Origin of the sequence: Methylomonas stagni, from assembly GCF_050154735.1 — a bacterium.
Taxonomy (GTDB): Bacteria; Pseudomonadota; Gammaproteobacteria; order Methylococcales; family Methylomonadaceae; genus Methylomonas; species Methylomonas koyamae_A.
This window is the reverse complement of record NZ_CP189557.1, coordinates 3,571,859-3,598,533: the sequence shown is the minus strand read 5'-3', so window position 1 is coordinate 3,598,533 and position 26,675 is coordinate 3,571,859. Positions and strand designations below refer to the sequence as shown.

At 61.2% G+C, this 26,675-nt stretch carries 12 protein-coding genes; 8 read left to right on the top strand and 4 right to left on the bottom strand.

The features are described 5' to 3' along the window. Positions 1-102 precede the first annotated feature (102 nt). Positions 103-10,434 (bottom strand): filamentous haemagglutinin family protein, encoded by a 10,332-nt coding sequence (locus ACP4CD_RS16475; protein ID WP_426991681.1) that lies wholly within the window; start codon positions 10,432-10,434, stop codon positions 103-105. A gap of 366 nt (positions 10,435-10,800) precedes the next feature. Between ACP4CD_RS16475 and ACP4CD_RS16470 the strand changes: the two genes are divergently transcribed. The 7 genes from ACP4CD_RS16470 to ACP4CD_RS16440 all read left to right on the top strand — a co-directional run bounded on the left by ACP4CD_RS16470 (position 10,801) and on the right by ACP4CD_RS16440 (position 21,437). Continuing rightward, positions 10,801-11,685: a hypothetical protein gene (locus ACP4CD_RS16470; RefSeq protein WP_426991680.1), complete on the top strand. Its 885-nt coding sequence runs from the start codon at positions 10,801-10,803 to the stop codon at positions 11,683-11,685. A 65-nt stretch (positions 11,686-11,750) separates the two neighbouring features. After that, positions 11,751-13,676: a hypothetical protein gene (locus ACP4CD_RS16465; protein ID WP_071160033.1), complete on the top strand. Its 1,926-nt coding sequence runs from the start codon at positions 11,751-11,753 to the stop codon at positions 13,674-13,676. 420 nt (positions 13,677-14,096) lie between these two features. Continuing rightward, on the top strand, positions 14,097-15,950 hold the full coding sequence (locus ACP4CD_RS16460) for a DUF2341 domain-containing protein (protein ID WP_426991679.1): 1,854 nt from the start codon (positions 14,097-14,099) through the stop codon (positions 15,948-15,950). Then, complete coding sequence (locus tag ACP4CD_RS16455; RefSeq protein WP_064026943.1) at positions 15,947-16,351, top strand: ExbD/TolR family protein; 405 nt, start codon at positions 15,947-15,949, stop codon at positions 16,349-16,351. The genes ACP4CD_RS16460 and ACP4CD_RS16455 overlap by 4 nt, the downstream gene beginning before the upstream one ends. Before the next feature lie 6 nt (positions 16,352-16,357). Further along, a complete protein-coding gene (locus ACP4CD_RS16450) occupies positions 16,358-17,029 on the top strand; it encodes an energy transducer TonB family protein (protein WP_313729386.1) in 672 nt (223 codons plus the stop codon). A 74-nt stretch (positions 17,030-17,103) separates the two neighbouring features. Beyond that, on the top strand, positions 17,104-18,948 hold the full coding sequence (locus ACP4CD_RS16445) for a putative porin (RefSeq protein WP_426991678.1): 1,845 nt from the start codon (positions 17,104-17,106) through the stop codon (positions 18,946-18,948). Between the two features lie 830 nt (positions 18,949-19,778). Next, entirely contained in the window at positions 19,779-21,437 is a 1,659-nt protein-coding gene (locus ACP4CD_RS16440) for a ShlB/FhaC/HecB family hemolysin secretion/activation protein (protein WP_426991677.1), read from the top strand. A gap of 620 nt (positions 21,438-22,057) precedes the next feature. Here the strand turns inward: ACP4CD_RS16440 and ACP4CD_RS16435 are convergent. Then, complete coding sequence (locus ACP4CD_RS16435) at positions 22,058-22,915, bottom strand: HDOD domain-containing protein (protein WP_071160047.1); 858 nt, start codon at positions 22,913-22,915, stop codon at positions 22,058-22,060. Then, entirely contained in the window at positions 22,912-25,416 is a 2,505-nt protein-coding gene (locus ACP4CD_RS16430; protein ID WP_426991676.1) for an EAL domain-containing protein, read from the bottom strand. The genes ACP4CD_RS16435 and ACP4CD_RS16430 overlap by 4 nt, the downstream gene beginning before the upstream one ends. Before the next feature lie 308 nt (positions 25,417-25,724). On the opposite strand from ACP4CD_RS16430, the gene ACP4CD_RS16425 reads away from it, so the two are divergent. Further along, positions 25,725-26,057 (top strand): DMT family transporter, encoded by a 333-nt coding sequence (locus tag ACP4CD_RS16425; RefSeq protein ID WP_071160050.1) that lies wholly within the window; start codon positions 25,725-25,727, stop codon positions 26,055-26,057. 98 nt (positions 26,058-26,155) lie between these two features. On the opposite strand, the gene ACP4CD_RS16420 is transcribed toward ACP4CD_RS16425, so the two are convergent. After that, positions 26,156-26,428 (bottom strand): oxidative damage protection protein, encoded by a 273-nt coding sequence (locus ACP4CD_RS16420; RefSeq protein WP_071160052.1) that lies wholly within the window; start codon positions 26,426-26,428, stop codon positions 26,156-26,158. Between the last annotated feature and the right edge of the window lie 247 nt (positions 26,429-26,675).

Below are 26,675 nucleotides of genomic sequence, written 5' to 3'. Positions count from 1 at the left end.
GAAAAACGCCCGCGCGGAATCCTGTCTTGGGCTTACCCAAGCGCTTTGCCGCTACTGCCCGAGGTCTACCCGGCGAAATTAAATTGCGGCCTAGCGGTCCCGTTAGTCGCCGCACCCCGCCTTGCCGGACTTGATGTCGGCAAGGCTGCAAGCACCGAAACCAAGCAATTGGCTGTCCAACAACGCCACTTTGACCGAATGTCCGGCCGCGGAATCGTCGGTTTGCTGCTCGGCGGCCGCTTCGTTTGTCGACGCTGACCGGCTGGCGGCGGCCGCTGCCGCGCCGGCATTGTCGGGCATGGTCGGGAGCGCTAGGATTTGGCCGAATCCGATACTGTTTCCCAACACCTGAATATTGCTGGCGCCGATCACGGCGGTGGCGGCAATTGTCACGTTCTGCCCACCGATACCGGCCTCGCCGGCATCGACGACGCCTTTCGGCGCGGCCAGCACGACATTGCCTATCCTATCGCTGTTATAGCCCGACTGCGCCCGAATGCCGCTGCCGGAAATCGTCGGCGGAAATTCGACGATCAGTTGGCTGGTGGATTTGTCGATGCTGATTCTTGGCGCGGCGGTCGCCAAGGCCGCTTTGGCGCCGCGGCCCGCGTCGATATTGCCCTCGGAAGACCAGACGGTAATGTCGCCGCCGGCCAATGTGAATACCCGTTGCTGGTTCACCTGCAAGTCGTTTTTGACCAGGATGTTGATGTTGCCTTCGCGCTGAGCCATGATGCCCAGATCGGCTTGGTCGGCTTTACCGCCGGTAAATCCCGAAGCCAGGCCGACGTTGATCATGCCGCCCGGCGCCAACAGATTGACGTCGCCGCCTTGCACGGTTTGAATCCGGCTAAAGAACAACTTGATGTCGCCGGCCGGCGCGTCCGGGAACAACAGAGCGATCGCGTCGTAACCGCGTTGGTAGGCCGCCTGCCGCTTGGCGCCCGTCGTCACCGCCGCGGCCTTGGCCGAGGCGCGAATTTCGTCGAACAGCACCGCCAACGCGATTTGTAGCCGGCCGATCGGCGTGGTTTGTTGCTCCAAGGAAGCGCGCAAGCTTTGGTAGTTGCCGGACACGACATAGGTGTTCAGGAAGTCTTCCAGCGGCGCGGTGGAGTCGGAGAAGCGGTTGCCGGCCAACACGCTAATGTCGGCGCCTTGACTGGGTAGCGCGACGTTGTGCAAATTGCCGACCGAGATAATGCCGCCGGACACGCCCAGGTCAATATTGCGACCGGCCCACACGTTCAACAAACCCGGCCCGCCCAGTTCGATTTGGGCGTTGGTCGTAATATAAGCCCCGGTCGTCGGGTTTCTGATCAATTCGTAGAGGATGTCGCGGCCGGCGCTGATGCTGCTGACGTCGTCGGCATGCAGATTCTGCAATGCCAAGCCCAGGTTTTTAAAGTCCAGTCCGGCGTAAAACGTGGTGGCCTTGGCGGTAATCACGCTGGCGGACCCGATACCGGTGATGCTGCCGTGCGCGGCAATCAGCCGATTTGAACGGCTGTCGTTGGTGTGGACCGATACATCGGCGTGCTCGGGCCAAACGCCGCCGGTATTGGTCGGATTCAGCACGGACGGCAACAGGCTGGGATCGGCGTCCAGTTGTTCGATCTTGCTGTCGCTTAGCGTACCGACGCCCAGGGTCAGATTGCCCCAGGCCGCTAGATCCAGCGTCCCGCCGCTGCTCGGAAACAGCGACAGCGAATTGTTGACGTTGATATCGCCGCTGAGCGCGTGGGCGGTCAGATTGCCGGGATAGTAGGACCACCAATCCACGCCGGCCTGAGAAATATAGGATTGCGGATCGCTGGTGGCGGTCGGGAAGGTTTTGGCCAGTTGGTCGATCAGATCCGTGTCGTTGTTAAAATCGATAGCGCCGGCCAGCGTTTGCAGTGCGAGGCCACTACGCTCGCTGTAATTGAAAAAGTAGCTGTTGACGATGGCCGTATTGGACGCCGGATTACTGGCCGGTGGGACACCGAACGGATTCACAACCGCGCCGACCGCGATACCGGTCGCCGCTTGCACGCTAAAAATCGAATCGCCGATCGCGAAAATCGGCCCCGCGCTGTAGACGACGCTGTCTTCCGGGGCGTCCGGATCGGATCGGCTGGCGGTAATCGCGCCGCCGGCCTTCAGGTTAGCATTGCCCTTGTCCACAAAAAACACCCCGCCGGCAATGTCGCCGCCCGCCCGCAAGTTCAGATCGCCGCCGCCGCGAATCAGCGGCATGCTTTCGGCGATGTTGCCGTCGGCATCGACGGCGCCGGTCAGCTTGGCCGAGGTCGGCAGCATCACCGACAAATTCAGAATGTCGCGGCCGGCGTTGATTTCTATATCGCCGCCGCCGAGCGCGCCAAGGTTTTCCCGGAAGCCGAAGCTTTGGTTTTGGTTGTTAAAGCTATACGGCGCATCGAAGCTGATACCCCAGGCCGTGGCGCCTGTCAATGTACCGTCATCGGCTGGGGATCGAACGCTGCCGTGTTGCAGCCAATCGCTGAGGAACTGCGAGCTGACCGCGCCGATGATGTCGCCGCCGGCGCGCAGCGACAAGCCGCCGCCGTCGACCGGATATTCCACGAAAAACTCCTTGCCGGCGGTTTTACCGGACAGACTGCCGTAGCGGTTGACGGACTCGGCGCGGCCCATCGTATAGATTGCCGAAGTCCAGTCGGTCAGCTTGATATTGCCGGCGGTGGCAATCTCGATGTCGCCGGTGCCGGTCCGAATGCGGCTGTTGGCGCCCACCGTCAAATTGCCGGTGCCGAATGCCGGCGCGCTCAGCAAGCCCATCAGGTTCGCGCTGGACAAGTCGGCGCCGGCCACCAGTTGGTAGCTCCAGGACGCGCCGGTTTGCAGGACTTCCCGACTTTGCCAACTGTCGTTAGTACCCAATAATGCGTTCATTTGCTTGCCGTCGTAGCGGGCAATGCCGTCCGACAGGTTTTGATTGATGTCCAAATTTTCGGCGGCGCGAATCACCAACAGCCCTGGTACTTTTTCTGCCCCGAAATGCCAATCCTGGCCATTGGCGTAGGGCAAGGCCAGGTCCCAGCCGTTGAATTCGGTCAAGCCGCTCAGCGTGCGCGGGTTGGCGTTGGTAGTGCCCCTGAAAAACAAGGTTCGGTAGGTGGGCGAGTTGGGATTGGCATCGAAATAATAGCTGCCGGCAGTCAACGAGCAACTGGTCAGCGTGCACGGAGAGTTCGAAGACGCCGGCGAAAAGTAGCTGTACTCCTTGATAATCTCGCCATCGGCGTTTAAGCGGCGTAAGGCCTGGACGGCGCCGGCGATATTGTCCAGCTTGGTTCGCCAGACTGTCGTCGAGCCGACTCTGGTCCAGGTTGCCGTCGCCAAATTCTCGGACAAATTCATATCCAGACTGCCGCTGCCTTGCACGTCCAATCCGGGCTGTAGCGTAAAGCCGCCCAAGCGCCCGCTCAAATCCGCGTTGTCGGCGGCGGCGGTCATGAAAACGCGGGTATCGTCGTACCATTGCTTGATTTGGGCGTTGGTGATGGTGTCGGTCGCGTAATGGGCCATCGCCGCGACTTTCAGGCTGGCGGCGCCGGCGACGCTGCCGGCGGCAATATCGACCGCCGCATCGTCGTCGCCTTTGCGGTTGACGATGACGTCGATTTCGCCGCCGCCGGCCGTGCCGCTCAGGTCCAGCACGGCGCCGGACGCTATCGCGACGCCTTCCAGCCCGTCGCCGTCGGCGTCGGTCGAGGTCAACGTGATCGTGCCGCCGGCCTGATCGGCACCGCTCGAAACCGCGCCGAGTTTGGCGCCGGCCATTATCGTCAGCGCGTCGCCGGCCGCTAGTTGCAATGTGCCGGCTTCGGCGCCGCTGACGCTTAGTTCGCCGGCAACCGTCAGCGAACCGCTGTCGGCGGCCAGCGTGATGTTGGCGGCTTGCAGGCTTTGGCCGGCGGCGATGTTCATGTCGCCCAGCCGCTGGCGGATCGCGATATCGCCGTTAAAACCGCCGTCGTGCAATTGCCCGAGCAACCCGGCCCACTGGGCGGAGCTCAGGCTGAGGCTATCCAAGGCCAAGCCGCCGCCGACCGCGCCGGCGTGGGCACGGCCCACCAAGCTGCCTGCCAACGTCAGCTCGCCGTTGGCGGCCGCCAGGTTCAGATTGCCGGCGTCGCCGCCGACACTGCTGCCGGATACGTCCAAGCGCGCGCCGTTCAGGATTGCCAGTTTGCCTTGCTCGGCGGTCAGCGAAATATAGCCGCCGCTGGCATAGGCTACCGCATCGGCCAGGTTGACGACCCGGCCGGCGGCATCGATGTCGCCGCCGACCGTCAGGTCGCGGCCGGCGTTCAGCGTCACGCCGCCGGCGGCCAGTTCGATACGGCCTTGTTGCACGATGTCGCGCGCGTTAACGGTCAAGCGCGCGCCCAGGCCGCCACCGACCGCGCCGCCGTTGCCGGCGCCGACCGTCAGATCGTGGCCGCCCAACTCGATCACGGTATTGGCGCCGGCACTGGCGGTCCACACCGGCGCGGTGACGGCCAAGTCGGCGGTCGAGTGGATCGTGGCGGTGCCGTCGTCGATCAGCGCCACACCGGCGCTGAGCGCGACTTGGCCGAAGCCGGACCAAGCGTATTCGCCTTCGGCCAAGCTCAGGCTGTTACGGGCGGATAAATCCAAGCGCATGTCGCCGGCTAAGGTTTGCGCCGGCGCCGCGCGACCGGTATGGGTCAACGTGATCGTATCGGCAACGATGCTGGCGGTTTGTCCACCGGCCACGCCGCGCAAGTTCGCGGCATTCAAGGTTAATTCTTTCACCGCCAGATGCAGCGCGCCGGCAAAGTCGATGGCGTCGTAGCTGTTCAACGCGATACGGTCCGCATTTAGGCCGTTCAAGCTACTGTCGCTCAGGTTCAGGCCGGCGGCCGTGCCGTCGCCGCCCAGCGTGATTCGGCTGGAACTCAAGGCCAGATCGCCGCCGTTCATCGCGATCGTGCCGTTGAATGCCACATCCCGGCTACCGTCCAGCAAGATGGAGCCGGCGCTGCTTAACACCGCGCCGGTTTTTACCTCCAGCAAGCCGGTCGCGTTGCCGACTCCGCCGCCGGAGCGTTCGATTTGGCTTTGCGCTCCCGCCGAAACCCGCAGCAAGGCGCCGGCGCCGCTGCCGTCGGCATTCGTCACGCTGAATTCGGTGTCGGTTCGGCTCAAACGGCCGGATGCGGCCAAACTCGCGTTGGCGCCGACCGTGACCCGGTCGCGCGCGGCCAACAGGATTTCCCGGCCGTGCAGGGCTACTCCGTCGCTAATCGCGACGCTATCGGCGGCGACGGTCAGTTGAGTGCCGTCGTCGTTCCGTTGCCGGCGTCCGCCCAATAACAGACTATCGACGTTCAGCCGATTCAGTTGCTCGGCCAATAAGGCGACGCCGTCGCTCGGAACGGCCGCGCTCAAGTCTTGCACGACGTTGAGTTTATTGGCGCCGATGTCCAGCATGCCGCCCAAGCCGCCGGCCGCGGCGGTGGCACTGATGTCGGCGGCCAACGTCAGGCGGCCTTGCGCCAACAGGGCCAGATTGCCGGCATCTTGCGGCAAGCCGGCGCCTTTCGCGCCGAAAAATTCGCTGGCGGTGGTCTCGTCGTATTCCGAGCGGGTCCGGGCAACAGTGCCGGCTTCGACCGCGAAACCGGACCAGCGGCTGGCGGCGATACCGGTATTCGCGGTGTAACGGTAACCGGCGATGACCTGGGTGCCGTCGATCAGACTACTGGTGGTGCCGGCGGCCATGTCCAAGCTGTCGGCTTGCGGCGTGACCAAAAACGCATTAGGCAACAGTGCGTAATGGGCCGGTAACAGCACGTAGTCGCCGGCCGCCAGATAATTGGCATCGCCCGGATTACCCAGCGCCGCGCTCAAATGCAGGTTGTCGCCAAAATTTAGACCCGAGTTGGCGAATTCGATGGGATCGTAAGCGGCGAAATCCGCCAAATAAGCCGGCAAGATCGCGTAAGCGCCGCTGGTGTCGAGGACATCCTGGCTGCCACCGGCGCCGGCGACGAATTCGAAGGCCGACAAATCGCCGCCGCCGTTCAGATTAACGCTGGCCCCGGCGGCCAGGTTGATGTCGGGCCCGGACAATACGATGGACTTGGCCGGTGTCGTGGTTTGGATGTTGCTGGCGGTGCCGAGCGGATACAGCCAGCCCAGACCGCCTTGGGTGCGGCCGAACGGAATCACGCTGTCGGCGCCGACCGAAGTAATGCTGCCGTCCAACAAGGCCAAGGATAGGCCGGCATTCAACTCGATGTTGCCGAACGGCGCCAGCAAGCGGCCTTGGCTTTGGATATGCGCCGCCTCTATCGTCAACGCGCCGGCCGCCGACAACGGCGTCGCCTGGCTGCCGACGCCGGGCAGAACGGTCACCGTGCCGTCGGGATTGACGGCCGCATCGATAGCGATCGTGTAATGGCTGAGCGTGGTCGGGTAGATTTCCCGAGCGCCCAAGACCAGATCGCCGGCCAGTCTCAGCGCGCCCAGCAAATCCGCTTCGGCATTGGGATTGATGCCGGTCAGCCGCAGGTCGCCGTTGCTGAGCAAGCGAGTCTCGGCGAAGCCGCCGATCGCGGTGGCGCCGAACAGGTTGATCAGGTTGGCGTTGACGGTCAAGCGGTCTTCGGTGTCGGCGGCGCCTTGTGGGCCGGACACGGTTCGGTTCAAGCTCGAACCCAGATTGACTACGTTGGCGGACAGAACGGCCGAACCGTCGCCAACGTGGCCAATCAACGGCGCATCCAGGGTCAAGCTTTGTTCGACGGCCAGAGTGACCGGGCCGTCGAAGCGGATTTCGCCATTGCTCAGGTTCGCCAGACTGAGCCGGTCGGCGCCGCTTTGCGTGATTTGGCGGGCACTGATATAAGCAAGACCATTGAATTCGGCCGGTACGGCGCCGGCCGCGATCGCGGCCTGGACATCGCTCGATAGCACCTCCGCTTCGGCGCCGACCCGAATCACCCGCTCGCCGGTCGGAAAATTGGTGAACTCGCCGGCGCCGCGTTTGCGGATGTCCAGAGCCAGATTGAGGGTGCCGCCGGATACGCCGCCGCCGGCCGCGCCGGTACCGGCGCCGGCTTGCGCCAGCAATTGGCCTTGCAGGATCAAACCTTCGGCTGCACTCAGGTCGATCGTACCGCTGGCCGAGGCCAGGGTCTGTTTGGTTCGGCCCTTGGCGTTGAGGATGTCCAGCCGTGCCTGTGTGCCGGAAACGTCGATCGTGCTGCCGGCGGCGGCGGCAATATAGCCTCGGAGAGCGGTCAGCGACACCGTGCCGCCGGCTTTCACATCGCCCTGCGACAAGCCGGAGCCGTTCGGCGTTAGCACGCTGGCGCCGACCGCGTTGAGATGGCCGAGGGCGCCGAGGAAAATGCCTAAATCGGGATCGTAGCCGCTGTCGAAAGCGCTGCCGGGGCTGGTTAGGGCGATTTTGATGGTACCGGCCGGCGCATTCAGCGTGCCGTTAATACGGATGCTATCGTCGGAGGTCAGAGCGAATTGCGCGCCCCAATCCGCGCCTATCCAAGCGTTGGCGCCGATCACGATGCCGCCGTGGTCGCTGACGATGCCAAAACTGGTTCGTCTGGCATGGGTTAAATTCAGATCAACCGCCAGGCGCTGGTAATCCGGCAGCAGCGCCAGATGGACTAATTCGCTTAAAGGCGTGCCGCTGGCGGCTTGCATCGCGTTGCCGTTCAATTGCCAATTGGTTTGGCGCAATTGCCAGCGGGTGCCGTCGGCGATTTTTAACGCGCCAACCGTCGTTGTCAGCGCGTAAGCGCCGAAGTTGGCGTTTTGCAGCCAACTGCTGCTCAAATACAAGGTGCCGTCGGCTTCAATCGGCAGACCGGAGCCGTCGGCGATTTCGACCCGGCCGGTGCTGATGCTCAGCGTGCCGTTTTTTTGCAAGCCGACCGCCGACAGCGTGGCGCCGAGCCGGAATTCGCTCGGTTCTCTGGCGGTACTGTTGTTTTGCAGCGAGATGTTGCCGCCGGCGCCGCCGGTGACTTTATGGGTGGCGGTCATCCGGGCGCCGCCGTTGGCCGCCAAGCTGGCACCGCGCGCCAACAGCAAGCCGCCGCCGGCCTGCAAGGCAATGTCGCCGCCGTCCAGCCACAAGGTTTGCAAGCTATTGGTCCGGCCGTCCTTGATGTCGTTGATCCAGCGGCCGCTGGTGTCGATGCGGCTCGCGGTACCCAGCGTCAGCTTGCCGTCTAAATCGCCGGACACCGAGGTCAACGCGACGTCGCCGGCCGGCGCGATCAGGCTGCCCTGCACATCGATAGTTCCGGCACGGACCGTGAAGCCGCCGCCGGCCGCCAGGTTCAAGACCACGCCGGCGTCGATCGTGAAACGTCCCAGGGTTTTCAACTCGAAATGATTCAGGCCGTGGCCGAACAAGGCCGGCGTCAGGGCCAAGACGTTGGCGATGTCTTCGCCGCCGCCGTTCGCCGCGCCGACAAAGGCCACGGTTTGCGACGCGGTGCCGTTCCAAGTAAGATCCAGGTCCAGCGTGCCGCCAGCGGCGGCCGTGGCCGGATCGCGCTGATACAGGCCGCCGACGGTGTCGGCATTCACGCTGCCGTCGAGGCGCGCCGCTTGGGTCCGGATCGAAAGCGTGCCGGCAGCGCCGCCCTGCCGGTAAGCCGCTTCGTAATGCCGGCCGCTGACGATTTGTTGGTAGGTGCGGTTGGGGTCGGCCGTGGCGATGTCGAACAGGCGGCCGTCGGACAGTAGTTGCGTGGTATTGACGTAACCGCCGAGGTAACTCAGGTAGCCGCCGGAAATGTCCAGGTTGGCGCCGGTCTGGACGATCAGATCGCCTTCCGATTGCAAGCTGATCGTGCCGGCGCCGATACTGCGTTCGAATACCGAGTGCGGCCGCTTGGCGATCGCGCCGGAAGCGTCGGCCAGCGTCGTGCCGTCGCGGACGTCCACCTTGACGGTTTTACCGTGCAAGATACCGTCTTTCTGCAAGGGCGCGTCGCGCAACTCGTAATTGCGCAATTCCAGATCGACGATATTGCTGCTCATCGCCAATTCGACGTTCTTAACGCCGGATACGTCGATGTTACTGCCTTGCTCCAGGACGATACGGCTGGCGTTGCCGGCGATATTTTGAGTGAGCGGTGCGTCGGGAACGGCGCTGGCGATCAAATTCACATCGCCGGCGTGGGCGACTATTTGCGCGCCATTCTTCAATCGAATGCTCCCGGCCTCGATGTCGATGCGCGAGCGCGGTTGGGTTTGTTCGTCCACGGCGGTGCCGCCGCTGGCGTCGAGCGCCACTTCGGTCAGACTGCCGCCGTCCAGCACCACGCGGGCTTGTCTGCCCAAACCGTCCTCGCCCGCTTGGGCCCTGGTCGTGGTTTTAGGTTTTAGCTTATAGGGGCCTGTTCCGGTCAATTGCGCGCCTTCGCGGGCCAGCAAGCGCACGCTGCCGTTCAAGGCTACCGAGGTCGAGGCCGAAATGACGCCTTGCTGCGACACCGCGAAGCCCAGCATCGTGGTGTTGCCGCGCTCGGTCAGAATTTTGCCGACGTTTTCGACGCTGCCGCCGGTAGCGACCTCCACCAGCAAGCCGCGCACATCGCTGGAATCGCTGGCTTGCAAATAGACTTTATCGGTCGCGCCGACCAGCAGGACTTGGCCGTCCGGCGCGGTGATGGTGCCGTCGTTTTCCACGTCCGGCGCCGCCAACAGCACCCGACCGCTGTTGGCGGCGGAGATCGCGGCGCCGTTCTCGACCAAAATCCGAATTTTCTCGCGCTGGCCGTTGCCGAGATCGCGGTAGACCGCGCCGTCGCCGGTCAACGCCGCGACCGGCGCGGGGTTGACGCCGGTCGCGCCGGAATCGACGACGTTGGCGATGCCCTTGTCGAAGACGTCATCCTCGATTTTCAAGGTGGTGGCGACCAGCGAGTTGACGTTGACCGACGCGCCCTGACCGAATACGAAGCCATTGGCATTGACCAAATACACCTGACCGTTGGCGCTGAGATTGCCGTAAATCTTGCTGGCGTCGAGCTGGTGAATGTTGTTCAACGCAATCGAACCGCTACCGGGCTGGGCGAATTGCACGCTCTTGCCGGCGTCGACGTTAAAGCTTTGCCAATCCAGCACGGTTTTAGCGGTGGTTTGGTTGATCGTCAGCTTTTGGCCGTCCGCGCTGTAGCTGGCCGAGGCATGGCCGACGTCGATATTGGGATGCAAGGCCGGGTTCGCCAACTCGGCGACGCTGGAACCGGGTGACGCGCCAGCGCCGACCGCGACCGGCAAGCCGGCGTCGGCCAGCAATTCGCCGCCGGCGCCGGCCAGCAAGCTGCCCGCTAGAATCCGCCGAATGCAGACCGCGAGTGGAGCCAGTTTGAAGCTGAACGGGGAGCGCTGGGATTTCATCGAATTTCACCGGAATCGAGTTTGAAGCATGTTATATATCAATGTCTATATCGAATTCGCAAGCCTTCGGGCTGGAGCGCTCTGGCTAAGCTAGTAAAAAAACTATGTCGCCAATGGCGTAAACACTGATTTTCCGCAGGTTGTGTGGGATTATTTCCAAATTGCAAATAAGCCATTGCCTCTGAATGTGTTTGACGAGCTTCACATTTTTGCATTACGTTATGCTCCACGGTAAACATCGAAGATAGATGATTGAATCGTAAGGGCTGGGTAGCGGACGCGGATAGATTGATGCCGGAATGCTGACAAGGCCGTGGGCAACCAACGGGACGGACGTCCCTCTCAAACTAACTACAGAGGTAGAGTATGAAAATTTTTAACAAACACGGTTTCGGCTTGACGGCGGTGTGCATGGCGCTCGGCATGGGTTCGGCCCAGGCGGCGATTAACCCCGGTACCCAAGCGCAGCAAACCAGCGGCGAGATGTTTTTGAGCGTCTACGACGTCGACAATGCCACGACCTACGGCATCGATTTGGCGACCACGGTCAACGACTTCACCGACAACATTGCCAATGGCACGAGCTATACCTGGAATCTGGGACCGCGCTGGGCCAACTTTATCGCCAACGCCACCGGCGAGTTGCAATGGAACGTTTTGGGCAGCAACTATTACACTGCGGTCAGCTTGTTAGACCCGCATTACGGTATTCTGGTCAGCCAAACCAATATCTCGGATCTAAGGGAAGCCGATAAGCTTCTGGTGCAGGTCAGCCAGTTGCAAGGCCAAACCACTGGGGTCAAAAACCAGGCGCTCGCGCTTAACCAGGCCTTGCCGAACAGTACGCCGATTGTGACCCCGGGCAAGACCAAGTTGACCGACTACGCGGCGAACTGGGACTTGACGACGACCAATTCCAACGCGTTTAGCGAGGAAGGCGGCATTGGCCTGTTCCAGGCCTCTGCCTACCTGTATGCCGACGGCACGGAACATACCAATTTCTTCGGTGAAAATGACGAAACCGTCAGAATGTTGTTTTGGCACACCGGCTCCACGCCCGGCACCACCACAAATAGCCAGGCAAATTTCGACTTCATGCCCGGTTATATGTCGCTGGATATCGCTAGCGGCACCTTGAACTGGAATTACGTCACCGCGGTACCGCTACCCGGCGCCGCCTGGATGTTTCTGGGCGGCTTGCTGAGCTTGTTGCGCTTTACCAACCGCTCTCGCCAGTCTGTTCAAGCCTGAATCAGCATTACAAACGGTAACAGCCCCGGCATGGCCGGGGCGATCGTTAACTTAGGAGACAAAAAATGAATCGCTTTACCCCTAAGCGCCTGGCTCAACTGAGCTTGGCGATCAGCATGGTATTTTCGGGCGGCGCCCTGGCGCTGCTGCCCACCGACGGCACACCCGATCTGGCGCTCTATTTGCCGGGTTCGCAAGCCAACGATCCGGTGCTGGGCTTTCCGGTAGCCAATAGCGTCATCGACAGCATCTGTGCCGACAAGGCCAATATCGCCGGCACGACTACCCACGTCTACTTTCAAGCGCTGCCTTCCGAGGTGGACAGTGTCGCGAAAAACGACAGTTATTCGGGAATTTATTGCCTGACTTCTAGCGCGAAACTGGCCAGCATACTGGGTAGCGGCGCGGCCAGTACCTTGGCGACCGCCGGCAGCTATGTGGCCGATGCGACTCACCCCGCTCCCGCCACCGCCCCTTACAACACCGCCGCCACCAAGATCAAAGTCTGGATCTCGCGCCGCCGCTTGGGTGCGTCCGCGGTGGGTTTATCCGCCGCGTCCACGAATAGCCCGTTGGGTTTTATCAAGGACCCCAGCAATTGCGGCACGACCACCAATACCTCGGGCAGCTTCAGCTACTCGTCGGGCGGCACCACCTTCCAATATAACTTCGCTTGTCACCTCACGCCCGACGACCCGCTCGATACCTTCAACGTGGCCCTGCCCACCGGGGCGACCGGCGACGTCACCCCGGATGTGATGGGGGCACCGGACAATACCGTGCCGGATACCACGCCGATCGACTATACCCAGTTCAACACCCGCAGAACCATCGCCAGCCACATCATCGGCACGCCGGTTACGTTGAAACTGTACCAAGCCCTGCAACTGGCCGGCATCGTCAGCGGCACCCTGCCCAGCGACTGCGGTTTGGCCGGCCAAGGCGTAACCCCGGTCAGCTCTAACGCATCCGGCGAGAACGCCGCTTGCCAACCCAGCCTGACCAAATCGCAACTGGCCAGTATCTTTAGCGGCGCGGTCGGGGATTGGACCGCGCTCAAGGTGAAATTGCCGACCACGCCGACCACTGGCTTTACGCCGACCGATACCGATCCGGCACCGAACGACACCGATAACGTGATCGATTTGGAAGAGTTGGTCAGCCAGGCCAAGGCCGCCGGTTTCGCCGGAACCGGTACCGGTAACACCAAATTGGACGTCCCCCAGGACACCAAGGTGCACGTCTGCCGCCGCGAAAACGGCGCCGGCCAACAAGTGGCGGTTTTAGCCAATATCTTGCAGTACCCATGCTTGGGTAGTCACGGACCGGTGATTGCCGATACCGGTTCGTCCAACGCGGATTTTATGTATGCGACCAGCTTGGGCGCGGTGGATAGCTGCCTGACCGACTTGAACAACGGCACCAACAACTATTTCAGCGGCACCAACTCCTGGAATAGCACCACCGGCGCGACCAGGCACAACCCCGCACCGTACAACGATTACCGCGACATTCCGCAAAACGTCGCTCACGGCAATCAGTGGGGCATCAGTATCCAAACTACCGAGCGTAACGCGAGCCGCAGTGCCAATTACCGCTTCATTAAAATCGACGGCGCGTCGCCAACCGGCAAGGAAGTGGCGCAAAACCGCTATCCCTTGGTCGGCGAGTACACCTTCTCCTGGCGCACGACATATAACACCGCCAACCTGGGAACCAGCAAGGGCAACGATGTTAACAAGCTGCAAAACGGCCTGGTCAAAGTGGGCCAATTGGCCTCTACCGTTGCCGCCCGCAATACCAGCTTGAGCAACCACGGTTGGGGGCAAGCCGGCTACGTGGCACTGAGCGCCAACGTGGCGCCGCCGGCTGGTTGGGACCCGGCCAATCCGGTAACCCCTTATCTGCGGCAAACGGCCGGCCAGCCCGATGCTTGCGCGCTGCCTGTCCTTAACACCAACTACAACGACTTGTCGTTGCCTACCCCTTAAGTTTCCCACGCCGCGGCCAAACCGGACCTTGGCCGCGGTATCCCCTGCGAACCGTGCATTGGCGGGAAGTCCTTTACCCAAACACGTTAGCGTTAACAAATCAGGATCTTCGAGCCTCTGTCCATAGGGAACCGGATACGCTTGGACGGCACACGGATGTGCACCCTTTCGCCGATCCGCGGGAAGCCAATCGGATTCCGCTACCGGATGTGTCAGCCGACGAGTTTCGGCGCATATGTCCAGAGCTTCCGCGATTTCGGCCTTTTACACTGGATTCAGGCTGGTCGACGATCGTGAATTTGTCCGATGAAGTGCTTTTATTCCCCTGTTCGCCCAAGTCCGTTCGGCGAGAACGTGGCCGGCGGGCTTCCGAACTTTCAATCACTCTCCCCTAACGATTTTTCCCGACGATCCCATTCGATGCGTAATCTTATTCCGCGAATTCTATTCCTTTGTTGTTTACCTTCTCTCGGCCACGCCTGGTGGAACGCCGACTGGAGTTCGCGCCGGCAGGTAGCGGTGGACGCCTCGGCGACCGGAGCCGACATCCAGCAGACCTTGTCTGACGTACCGGTGCTGGTGCGGCTGCATGCCGGCAACTTCGGCTATTTTGCCGAACTGGCCGAGAACGGCCGCGATTTGCGCGCCTTGAAGGACGAGCAGACCCCGCTGGCCTATCAGGTCGAGCAAGTCGATGTGTTGAGCGAAATCGGCCTGATCTGGGTCAAGCTGCCGCAAGTGCGCGGCGGCGTGGCGACCGACGATTTCTGGTTGTACTACGGCAACGCCAATGCCGCCGACGGCTCCGATTCGAAAAGCCTGTACGACGTGGCCCAAGGCTTGGTCTACCACTTTGCCGCCGGCGAGATCCTGCCGCAAGACGCCACCGCCTACGCTAGCCACGCCGCCGATTCCAAAGCCGCGATTCAGTCCGCCGGCTGGATCGGCGCCGCCGCTCAATTCACCGGCGCCGGGCCTATTGTCGTTAATCCGGCGCCGCAATTGGCGGTCGATCCGGCGAAAGGCTGGACCTTTTCGGCCTGGCTGAAAATCGACCAAGCCAACCCGGCCGCCACCCTGCTCAGCGCCCAAGCCGCCGGCCTGGACTTGCGTTTGAGTGTGCAAGGCAACGCCCTGACTGCCGTCGCCGGCGGTGCAAGCACCGCGCCGGCACCGCTGACCCTGGGTCGATGGCAACACGTCGCTTTGGTTTTGCGTCCGGAAAACCTGACCGCCCAGACCGGCGGCCAAGCCGTGCGAAACCCTGGCAGCGAGGTTACGCCGCAAATCGTCGAGCTTTATATCGACGGTGTTTCGGCCGGCAGCGTCAAAACCCAACTCCCGGCCGGCCAACCGGTCATCCGCTTGGGCGACAACTACCAAGGCTGGCTGGACGAAGTGCAAATCGCCGCCACCGCCCGCGGCGCCGACTGGCTCAAGTTCGCCTACCGCAGCCAAAGCCCCGACTTCGCCGTCATCGGCTACGGCCAGGACGAGTCCAACGGCGGCGGCTCGGATAGCCATTTTCTAGTCATCGTCCAAAACGTTACCGTCGATGGCTGGGTCGTCATCGGCCTGACCTTGGTGATGCTGATAATCGCCGTCATGGTTATGGTCGGTAAAGCCTTGGTGCTTAATCGCATCGGCAAGGACAACCGCGCCTTTCTCGAAAAATACCGCCAGCTCGATCCGAATAAGCTCGGCGGGCTGGACCAACAGGAAAGCTCGGCGGAGCACGAACTGGCCGATTCGGATTTACTGACCGCGCTGGTCGGCAAACACGATCACTTTCAAAGCTCGCCGCTATACCATCTCTACCACACCGCGATTCACGAGTTGCAAAAGCTGCAAGGCAACGCCGAACAAGTCGTCGCCCGCGAAGCCTGGGACTACTTGCGGGTCAAGCTGGACAGCCGAATCGTCCACGAAAGCCAACGCCTGAATCGGCATATGGTGTTGCTGACTATCGCGATTGCCGGCGGCCCGTTCTTGGGGTTGCTCGGCACGGTGGTCGGCGTGATGATCACCTTCGCCGCCATCGCCGCCACCGGCGACGTCAACATCAACTCGATCGCGCCCGGCATTGCCGCCGCGCTGCTGGCGACCGTCGCCGGCTTGGCGGTCGCGATCCCGTCCTTGTTTGCCTATAACTATCTGCTGACCCAAATCAAGGATATCACCGCCGGCATGCGGGTGTTCAGCGACGAATTTCTGGCCTTGTTGGCGATGCGCGCCGCCCGCCAAACAGCCGCGCGGCAAGAGGCCAGGCCATGAAGATCGACGACCAGGATAAAGTTTACGACGACATCAACATCACGCCGATGCTGGACGTGGCCTATGTGCTGTTGCTGATTTTCATCATCATGACCACCGCCACGGTGCAAGGCATCACCGTCAACCTACCCAAGGCCAGCAACACGCCGGCCATGTCCAAGCCTAAGACCAAGGCCATTTCGATTACGCCGGACGGCAGTATTTACCTGGATACCTACCCGGTGTCGCTACAGGAACTGGAAACCCGGCTGGCGCAATATAAGGCCGCCACGCCGGACTTGCCGGTGGTGGTGAAAGCCGACGCCAGCGTGCAGTACCAGAAAGTTATCGATGTGCTGGACATCGTCACCCGCCTGCAAATCAGCCAGTTGGGCTTGGTGACGCAGAAGTTGGTGAAGTAGCGACCGATGACAAATCAGTATGCGTGGTTACGCCGTTTGCCGATGTTGCTCGGCATCGGTTTGAGCGTGGCGATTGTCTGGGGCGTGTGGTGGTTGGCGAAGCACTACGAGAAGCCGCCTCAGGCCAAAAAGCAGGTGCAGCAAATCGCGATGATCCAGCCGCCCCCGCCCCCGCCGCCAACGCCGGACCAACCGCCGCCGCCGGAAGAGATCAAGGTGGAAAAAATCGAAGAACCGGAACCCGCGCCAGAGCCGGAACCTTCGCCCGAGAAGGATGAAGCACCGCCGGCGGAGGCGCTCGGTTTGGATGCCGACGGCTCGGCCGGCGGCGACGCTTTTGGCTTGCAAGCTCGCAAGGGCGGCCGCTCGCTGCTGGGCGGCGGGGGCGGCAACGCGGTGATTTGGTACGGCGGCCAAGTCCAGCGCCGGATCGAAGACGGCTTGCAAAACTTGCTGGCCGACACGCCGGCCGCCAGCGTGGCGTTTAGCGTGATTCTGGATATCTGGGTCGGCGCCGACGGCGGCATTAGCCGTAGCGAGCTGGCGTCAGGCAGCGGCAATGCCGAGGTCGATCGCGCGTTGCGCGCGGCGTTGCCGAAGTTGCGGGCCAGCGTTGGCCGTCCGCCGCCGGAAACGATGCCGCAACCGATCCGGATTCGACTGAATTCCAGGGTTTAGCAGTGGCTAACCCGGTGCTCGGCGCTGGCCCAAGCCGACTAACTTAAAAACCTTTGAATAGCGAAAACACCACGATGAACACCGCGATCAAACCCCTGGTTCTACTGTTGATTGGCGGCGCGACGACGGCCGCCCAGGCCGCCGCGCCCGGCGACGAAGTCATCCCGGTCAAGAAATCCACGTTGGTGAATTTGGTAGACCTGCTGGTGCAGCGGGGCGTCTTGAAACCCGACGAGGGCCAGGGTTTGGTGCGGGCGGCCGAACAGGAAGCCGCCGAAACCCAAGCCGCGCAAGTCAAAAGCAATGAAGCCAAAGCGGCGACCTCGACCGCGGAAGATGCCGGGGAGCCGGGTAATTCGGCTCCCAAAACCGGCAAAACCAAGCACGTCGGCTACGTACCGGAATTCGTCAAAAAGGAGATCCGCGACCAGGTACGGGCCGAGTTGAAGGCCGAGGTGTTGCAGGACGTCAAACAAGACGCCAAAACCGAAGGTTGGGGCATCCCCGCCGCGCTGCCGGAATGGGTGGCGGCGATTCATCCCAGCTTCGATATGCGGGTGCGTTTTGCCGACGAGTTTTACGGCAAGGAAAATGCCGGGGGGATCGCGAATGCCGGTCTGGATGCCGCCGGCAATTTTTTCGGCCCTTACAACTGGTTGGCGATCAACCGGCTCGCCAACAGTCCGCAAGGCGGCTTGCAGCGGCAGGTTTCTCAAAACCCTAATGAGGCCATCGTCAACAACCAAATCGATCGTTTGCGGCTGCGGGAACGTTTCCGTTTGGGTTTCGAAGCCAATTTGAGCGACGGCTTGAAAGCCGGCGTCCGCTTTGCGACCAGCAATCTGAACAACCCGGTCTCCAACGACCAGACCTTGGGCAACACCGGCCAGTCCTACCAGTTCGCGATCGACCGCGCCTATCTGCGATACGACTACCTGGACGAGCGAAAAACTTCCTGGTTCAGCCTGTACGCCGGGCGCATCATCAATCCCTTCCTGTCCACCGATGTGGTGTTCGACCCGGATTTGAGCTTCGAAGGCGTGGCCGGTAGTGTACGTTTGCCGTTCAATCGCGGTACCAGCAAATTGGCCGGCTATAAAGCGCCAAATCCGACCGCCCGCTTCGGCATCAACCAAGGTCAGCAAACCCCGGACAGTCTGTTCTTGACTCTGGGCGTGTTTCCGTTGCAAGACATCGACGTGTCGGTTAACGACAAATGGCTGTACGCCGGTCAGGTCGGCGCCGACTGGTTGGTGTGGCATGATTCCCGGCTGAATATGGCGGCATCGTATTACGAATTCCAGAACGTCAACGCCCGCCGCAACCCGATCGGCAGCCATGTCTACGATTGGACCGCGCCGCAGTTCGTCCAGAAGGGCAACTCGATGGTGGCGATTACCGACGATCAGACCTTGAACGGTGTGTGCGACGATACGGTCGGTTGTTTATTCGGCCTGGCCTCGCGGTTTAAGGTGTTCAATGCCACCGCGATGTTCGACTACGCCGGCTTCGACCCGGTTCATGTATTGCTGACCGCCGATTACGCCAAAAACTTGGGCTACAACCAGCAAAAAATCTTGACCGAATTCGCCAACGGTGTCGTTAACTACACCGACAGCCGGCCGCGCACCACCGCTTATCAGATTCGCGCCGATATCGGCCAAGTCGAGGTTCGTCATTTCGGCGACTGGAGTGTCAATTTGGCTTACCGCTACGTGCAGCGCGACGCGGTGTTGGACGCCTTCACCGACTCGATTTTCCATCTGGGCGGTACCAATGCCAAGGGCTGGGTAATCGGCACCCAATACGGTCTGTCCAAATACGCCTGGCTCAATCTGCGCTGGCTCAGCACCGATGCGATCGACGGCCCCAAATACAGCATCGACACTGTCAACGTCGATCTGAACGCACGGTTCTAGGGGGGCGATGCGTTGGATTGGTTTATCAGGTTTAACGGTGTTGGTGTTGTTGGCCGGCCTCGAAACCGGTCGGGCCGAACCCAAGCCGGCACCCGTCGGCGACAGCGCGATCAAGAAAGCCCAGGGTATCATCCGCCAGCTAAGCCAGGAAAAATCCGCGCTGGAGGCGGAAAAAGCCGCATGGCTGGCCGACAAGGCAACTTTGGAGGGCAAACTCAAATTACTCGAAAATCAGGCCAGATTGCTGCCGGCACTGCAGGACCAGGTGGAACGCTACAAAGCCGGCTTGGACAGCGTGCGCGGTAGCCTGGAAAATCAGTTGGTCCAACAGCGTCAGCGCGAACAGGCCTTGCTGCAAAAGCATAACGACGTGGTTTTGCAGGCCCGCGCCATCCGCGAAGATAACACGGTGTTGGTGCAAGCCGTGCAAGAACGCGAGCGATGGATTAGCCATTGCGGCGAATTGAACCGTCAGCTGCGCGAAGTCGGCCGGGACATCGTGCAACACCATGGCGATAAAAGTCTGTTCGAACAACTGGCCGAGCTGGAACCGATCACCGGGATTGCCCAAGTGCAAAACGAAGCCCAGGCCGAAACCTATCGCTATCGCTTGCGGCAATTGAAAGTCACGCCGTTCGAAGCCGTAGTGCCGGTACAATCCGACGGTGCGCCCGCCGCCGCCGCCGCCGCGGCAATGCCGGCCGAACCGGCGTCGACCGGGGCACCTGAAGCCGGTGCGGCAGAGCCGGTTGATAACGCGGAATCGCCGGATGCCGGCCAAGCGGCGCGGGCGGCCGATGACACCGCGAGTCGCGGCCGGGGGCTGGCCGATGAGCCGCATCGCGCCTTTTGCCGTTGCGATCGGGCTAAGCCTGGCCGTCACGACGGTTCAAGCGCAAACTGCGGCAGCCGCGCCAACCGGTGCCGGCGCCACGGGTGCCGATCGCGCCGCCAATGCCGAGACGGTCGCCGCCGAATGGGCGGGCGAGCAGAAACCCCGATTCGACGTTTTCGATTATCAAATCGACGGCAACACGCTGCTAGACGACGAAACCCTGGAAAAAGCCGTTTATCCCTTCCTCGGTCCGGATAAGAGCGTCGACGAGGTCGAACGGGCCCGCGCGGCGCTGGAGCAAGCCTACCGTCAGGCCGGCTATCCAACCGTGGTCGTGTCGATTCCGGAGCAGGACGTGGCGGGCGACAGCGTGCGCCTACAAGTACTGGAAGGCAGCATCGAAACCGTCTACATCAGCGGTTCGCGTTATTACGCGCTGGGCAAGATCCGCGAAGGCTTGCCGGCTCTGGCCGAGGGTCAAGTCCCGCACATGCCGCGACTACAGGAGCAAATGAACACGCTAGCCAAGCAATCGGCCGACCGCAACGTCACGCCGGTGTTCCGGGCCGGTGCGACGCCGGGCAAAATGGAAGTGGAACTGAAGGTCAAGGACGAATTACCGCTGCATGGCAGCGTCGAAATGAACAGCCGCAACTCCGAGCGCACCAGCTATTCCCGGCTGCTGGGCTCGTTGCGCTACGACAACCTGTGGCAGGCTTTTCATAGCGCCTCATTGCAATACCAGGTCTCGCCGCAAGTCAGCGAAGAAGTCGAAGTCTGGTCGGGCACCTACGTGCTGCCGACCGGTTGGGCCGACACCCGTTTGGCGCTATACGGCATAGGCATCAGCTCCAACACCCAACTCGGCGTCAATATCGGCGGCCTGTCGGTGGTCGGTACCGGCTCGATCTACGGCGCGCGGCTAGTCAAGCCGCTGGCGGGTTCCTCCGACAGTATTTTTCACAACCTGACTTTCGGCTTCGACTATAAAAGTTTCGGTCAGCAGATTGCCAGCTTCACCGAGAATACGCCGATCAGCTATGCAGGGTTCATGGCCGGCTACGACGGAACGCGGCGCGGCGACGGCTACGCCAGCAGTCTGAACTTGGCCGGTCATTTCAGTTTTCGCGGCTTGGGTAATGATGCCGCCGAATTCGAGCGCAAGCGGGCCGGGGCCACCCCTAACTATTTCTACCTGACTGGCGACGTGAAACACCAGCAGCTACTGCCCTGGGATTTTCGCTTGCAAGCCAGGGCCAGCGGCCAGGCCAGCATCGGAAAACTGATCAGTAACGAGCAATTCGCGGCCGGCGGCCCGCTCAGCGTGCGCGGTTATCATCAGACCCAGGTTCTGGCGGACCATGGCGTCAATCTGTCTCTGGAGTTTTACAGCCCGCACTTGCTGCCGACCGACTGGGACGCCGCGCAAAATCTGCGCTTGCTGGGTTTTATCGACTGGGCCAGATTGTGGACAGACGCGCCGATCGCGCCGACTCCGGCGGTCGAACAACTCGCTTCGGCCGGTTTGGGCCTGCGTATGCAATGGTTCAAGCGCCTGCTCGGCGAACTGGATTGGAGTTATCCCTTTCACGGCCAAAGCAGTGTTTCCGCCGGCCAACAGCGCGTGGATTTTCGGTTGGTTTACGAATTTTAGGGCTGCAAATCAAACGGCTTTCGTAGCGTTTGCCGATCGCCGGAAGGCTAACGGAGTTCAACGGATTGCGGAGGCAAGACAACCTTTAGTGATGACAGCCAACAAGTCGGATCGGTGTTTATAAATCCCATCCCGTTCGTCGGTTCTCAAGAAACTGAAACCGTGATGGAGAAAAAGTGCGCGGATAACTTCATCAGAGCCGGACGATCAATTAAGCACCTTCACGAAGAAACCGAAACGACCTTCGACAAGGCTTTCCCGAGCGAGGCCGAAGGACTCGGGACAAACGGTCGAGACTAAACTGAACGGCAATGGGTGCTGGGCAAGGAAGGCGGTTCGAACCAGGGGCGCTGGTAACGCGTGTCGCGGTAACGCTCATTGCGGTGCAAAAAGCCGGCTTGCGATTGATTTTGGTGCGGCTTTTCGGCGGGCGGCGCGGGGAGGATCGGTGTGAAGGCCGGTAGCGTGGGACATGCAAGGGTTGGCACCGGATTTGCTAAATTAAAATCGTAACTCCTGGCTGTTCCTCCTGTCCTCTCCCGTGGGACTCACACCCTCCGCTTCTGACCGGGCCGAGGGTATTTTTTTGCGCCGAGTGCGGCCTTGGGTTTTGGAGGGGCTCAGTCGCTCAGCAGCGGCATGGTGCCTTGAAACTGCCGACGGGCTTGCGCGGTGAGTTTAGCAAGCCGCTCGCCGTCCAATTTCAGGCGCGACCAAGCCACGCCGTTGACTTGCAATTGGCGCGCCTCGCACACCTCGTCATCTTGGAGCGTTTCGGCCAGCAGATTGGCGGTATAGATGACATCGGCCATCGTCTTGCCGCCGCCGGGCAGATAGTGGGTATGGTGCAACGCGATCGCGTGTTGAATATCCACCGGAAAATTCCAGCGTTTGGCGACTTCGCTGCCCAGCAGGGTATGGTCGAAACCGAAGGTTTCCCGTTCCAGTTGCAGCGGCGACAAGCCGCTTTCTTCGCTGAGTTCGCCCAATCGGGCGACGTCGTGCGGAAAACAGCTCCACATTACCAATTTGCCGATGTCGTGGAGCAGGCCGGCGGTGAACGCGGCGTCAGGGTTTAGGCCTGTGCCGCCCGCCAACAGCTTCGCGCACACCGCGGCGGCGACATTGTGCCGCCAGAATGCCCGCCAGTCGAAATACTTTTCCATGCCGGTAAAGACGTTGATCAGGCCGGCGGTCAATACTAAACCGCGCACGTTGGTGAACCCGAGCATGGCGATGGCTTCGCTGATCGAGCCGATCTGCCCGGATACCCCGTAAAACGGTGAGTTGGCGACCCGCATCAAGCGAGCCACTAGCGCCTGGTCGTGGGCGATTTTATTGGCCAGCGTGGCGATATTGACGTTTTCGTCGCCGAAGTTTTCCAGTAATTCTACGACCAATCCAGGCAGCGACGGCAGCTGCCGAATGCTGTCCAGAACTTTGTCGAGATTGCCGGCGTATTGGGATCTTTCAGTCATGGCCTCGAGTTTTCCTGGCCGGATTCCGGCCACAGCATCAGGATGCGTCCGCGCGAAACGCTGTCGGCTCCCATGGTTCGACAAAGCGCCCATGCGGATAGGCCGCCGGTCAGCACGATGCGCCGCTCGCGGCCGTCGGGATCGGCCAGTACCGCCAGCGCGGCGGCCGGCAGGCGCAGGGAGGCCTCGCAGCTCAGCAACGGTATGCCGTCGTCGCTGGCCAGCAAGCGGTTGGCCTGGCGATTGGCCATTACGATCAAACCGTCGTCGTCGATGCCGATCACCGCGGTCGGCAAATGTTCCAGGATTTCCCTGGACACTTGCAGCATGTTGATGCCCCGGCCGAGTTCCCGGGTTTTTTCGGCGATGCGCCGCTCCAAGTCCCGATTGATGGCCGACAGCTCGGCGTTGGCTTGTTCCAAGGCCCGGCCCAGCGCGGCATTCTCCAGCGTCAATTCGTAGCGTTGAAAAGCTTCGCGCACCGCGTCGCGCAGATGCTCCTCGCGCCAGGGTTTGTTCAAGAATTTATAGATGGCACCCTGATTGATCGCGTCGGTCACGGTCTGGATGTCGTTGAACCCGGACAGAATGATGCGAGCCGTGGCCGGGTAAAGATCCTTGACCTTGCGGAAAAATTCGACGCCGCTCATGCCCGGCATGCGCTGGCCGGACACGATGACGCCGACTCGCTGCCTGGCCAGTATCTCCAGTGCCTCGCCGCCGCCGGTCGCGGTCATAATCCGGTAGCCGTCGCCGTCGAGTTGACGCACCAAGGCTTCGACGACCTTGGTTTCGTCGTCGACCACCAGTAGACGGCGCTCCTCGCTGTCGCCGCCGCCGCGCCGGGCGGCCAATCGATCGAAACGCCGGTAAAAGTCGATGAATTCATCGGCCGGTAACGGTTTGCCCAGAAAATAGCCTTGCACTTCGTTGCAACGGTGATTGGCTAGAAAATTCAATTGGCCTTCGGTTTCTACGCCTTCGGCTATGACCCGCAGGCGCAATTCGTGCGCCATGCTGATGATAGAGCGGACCAGCGCGGCGACGTTGGGGTCGCTGGTCAGCTCGCGGGTAAAGGATTGGTCGATCTTGACCGTCGTGACCGGAAAACGGCTCAGATAACTCAGCGACGAATAGCCGGTGCCGAAGTCGTCGACGGCCAAGCAGATGCCCATCGCCCGTAGCGCTCGCAACGTACCTATCGACTCCTCGACGTTGCGCATCAACAGGCTTTCGGTCAGCTCCAGTTCCAATAATCTGGGGTCCAGACCGGTTTCCCGCAGTACCGCCTCGATGCAATCGGCCATGCTGTGTTCGGTGAATTGTACCGGCGACAGATTGATGGCCATTCTTAACGGGGGCAGGCCGGCCGCGCGCCAGGCGCCGACCTGGCGGCAACCGGTTTCCAGCACCCACCGTCCCAACGGCACGATCAATGCGGTTTCCTCGGCGATCTTGATGAATTCGGCCGGCGAGATCCAACCCAGCGTCGGATGCCGCCAACGCGCCAAGGCTTCGACGCCGATGATGCGGCCGCTATCCAGATCGATCTGCGGTTGATAATGCAGAGCCAGCTGGCGGTGCTCCAAGGCCAAGCGCAATTCGTTTTCCAGATGCAGCCGGTGGGCGTTGGCGGCATTCATTTCGTCGGAAAAATACAGATACCGGTTCTTGCCTTGTTCCTTGGCGCGGTACATCGCGGTGTCGGCGCGTTTCAGCAACACCACCGCGTCGGCGCCGTCTTTCGGAAAGGCGCAAACGCCGATACTGACCGTCAAAAACAAGGTGTGGCCGTCGATGTAAAACGGCGCCGCCAGCAAATCGAGAATTTTCTGAGCGATGCAATGAATGTCTTCGAACTTGCCTATTCCGGTGGCGAGAATCACGAATTCGTCGCCGCCCAGTCTGGCCACGGTGTCGGCTTCGCGGATACCGCTGTCCAGTCGCACCGATGCCGCCACCAATAATTTATCGCCGATTTCGTGGCCCAAACTGTCGTTGATCAATTTGAAACGGTCGAAGTCTATCGACAGTACCGCTAGCCAGTGCTCGCTACGCCCGGCCAGCGCGATGGCTTGGCCGATACGGTCCAGCATCAGGTTGCGGTTGGGTAGGCCGGTCAATTCGTCGCGACTTGCCGCTTGCGTTGCCACAGCCGCGCGCTCGGCGGCGTAGATCAGCATCGTGCCATGCAAGGCGGCCGGCCGGTCCGACTCGGCCGCGGCGGTGCTCAGTTGCAGTCGCGCGGGCATTTGCGCACCGTCCGCGCGGGCGACTCGACACTCGGTCCCGCTCGGCGAGAGCTGTGTCAATAAGTGCCGGTCTTCGGGGATGACCACGGTTTGCCAGAAATACGGAATTCGCCGCCAATGTTCGGCGGGGTAACCCAGTCGTTCGGTCTGGTCTGAGACGTAACGGCACAAGCCGGTCCGCGGATCGGCTTCCCACGCGATAGTCCAGATTCGTTGCAACAACTGATAACTTTCCGGATCGGCGATCATGGTACCTTGAGTAGCGGAAGCGGAACGAACAAGCGGTTAGATGTCATTTCAGTGAGAGTGGGTGCGGACCGGTCGACTTGGCGGACGAAACGCGGCGCAAACCTCCAAAAGGTAGTCGAAATCCGGGATTTGCCAATGGCGCGAACTTCCGACCGCGCCCTCGTCTAATGCCGTATTGACGTCGACGCGGGTCGCCGACGCCGGAATTCCGCAAAATGCCGGAGCCGCTGGCGCGCGTTGGGATAAGCTCCCCGCGCGCGGCAAGGCGCCCGGACATTGTCCCAATCAAATTCAGGATAGTTTCCAGTATGACGCATTGGCTTTATTTGGCCGTATCCATTCTGACCGAAGTCGCGGCGAGCTCGCTGCTCAAGTACAGCGACGGTTTTTCCAAGCCGTGGCCCTCGTTGGCGATCGCGATCGGCTACGGTCTGTCGTTTTATTGCTTTTCGGTGGCGCTACGCACGATCCCAATCAGCATAGGCTATGCGGTTTGGGCCGGGCTTGGCATTGTCGGCATCGGCTTGATCGACGTTGCCCTGTTCGGCCAGAAGCTGGACGGACCGGCACTGGCCGGTATCGGCTTGGTGGTGGCCGGTGTCGTGACGCTGAGTCTGTTTTCCAATTCGGTCGGGCATTAAGGATTCGGCGCCAACCGCCGGCCGGCCGGATCTCACGCTAGCGCGTCAGCCGCGATCAGAGGCTCGCCGGCCGTGCCTTAAGCCCGCGCCGGGCGATCTTACTCTTTTCGCGGCACGTAGCCGTTCGGCACTTGGAAACCGCCGGCAAACAGGAATTTTTCCCGTTCGACCTCCAGGACCTTCTTGGCGTAGGGATCGAAACTGGATAAGCGCTGCTCGTTAATGATCATAGTCTGCATCGCCAGCCAGTCTTTCCAGGCTTGTTTGGAAACCTGTTCGAAAATACGTTGGCCCTTGGGGCCGGGAAACGGTGGCGAGTCTAGGCCCTCCGCTTCCACACCCAGTTTTACGCATTGAACCATTCTTGTCATAGTGAACCTCGCTCTCGTTAGGTGGTCACAGCTGCTCCGAAACGTGCCGGAAGCCGTGAGTATTCCGGCCAGCGTTATACCAAAGCACGGGTTCCGCTTCCATCACATTGTTGATAGGGTTATTGGAGACGATGCCAACGTCGCCAACTTTAAGCTCGGATCGCGGCGGTGCGGTTTTACCGTTCCGTTTTGCCGGATCGACAATGTATGAAAGAATCGGCGACGGTACCAACCCAGGCCCGATTCG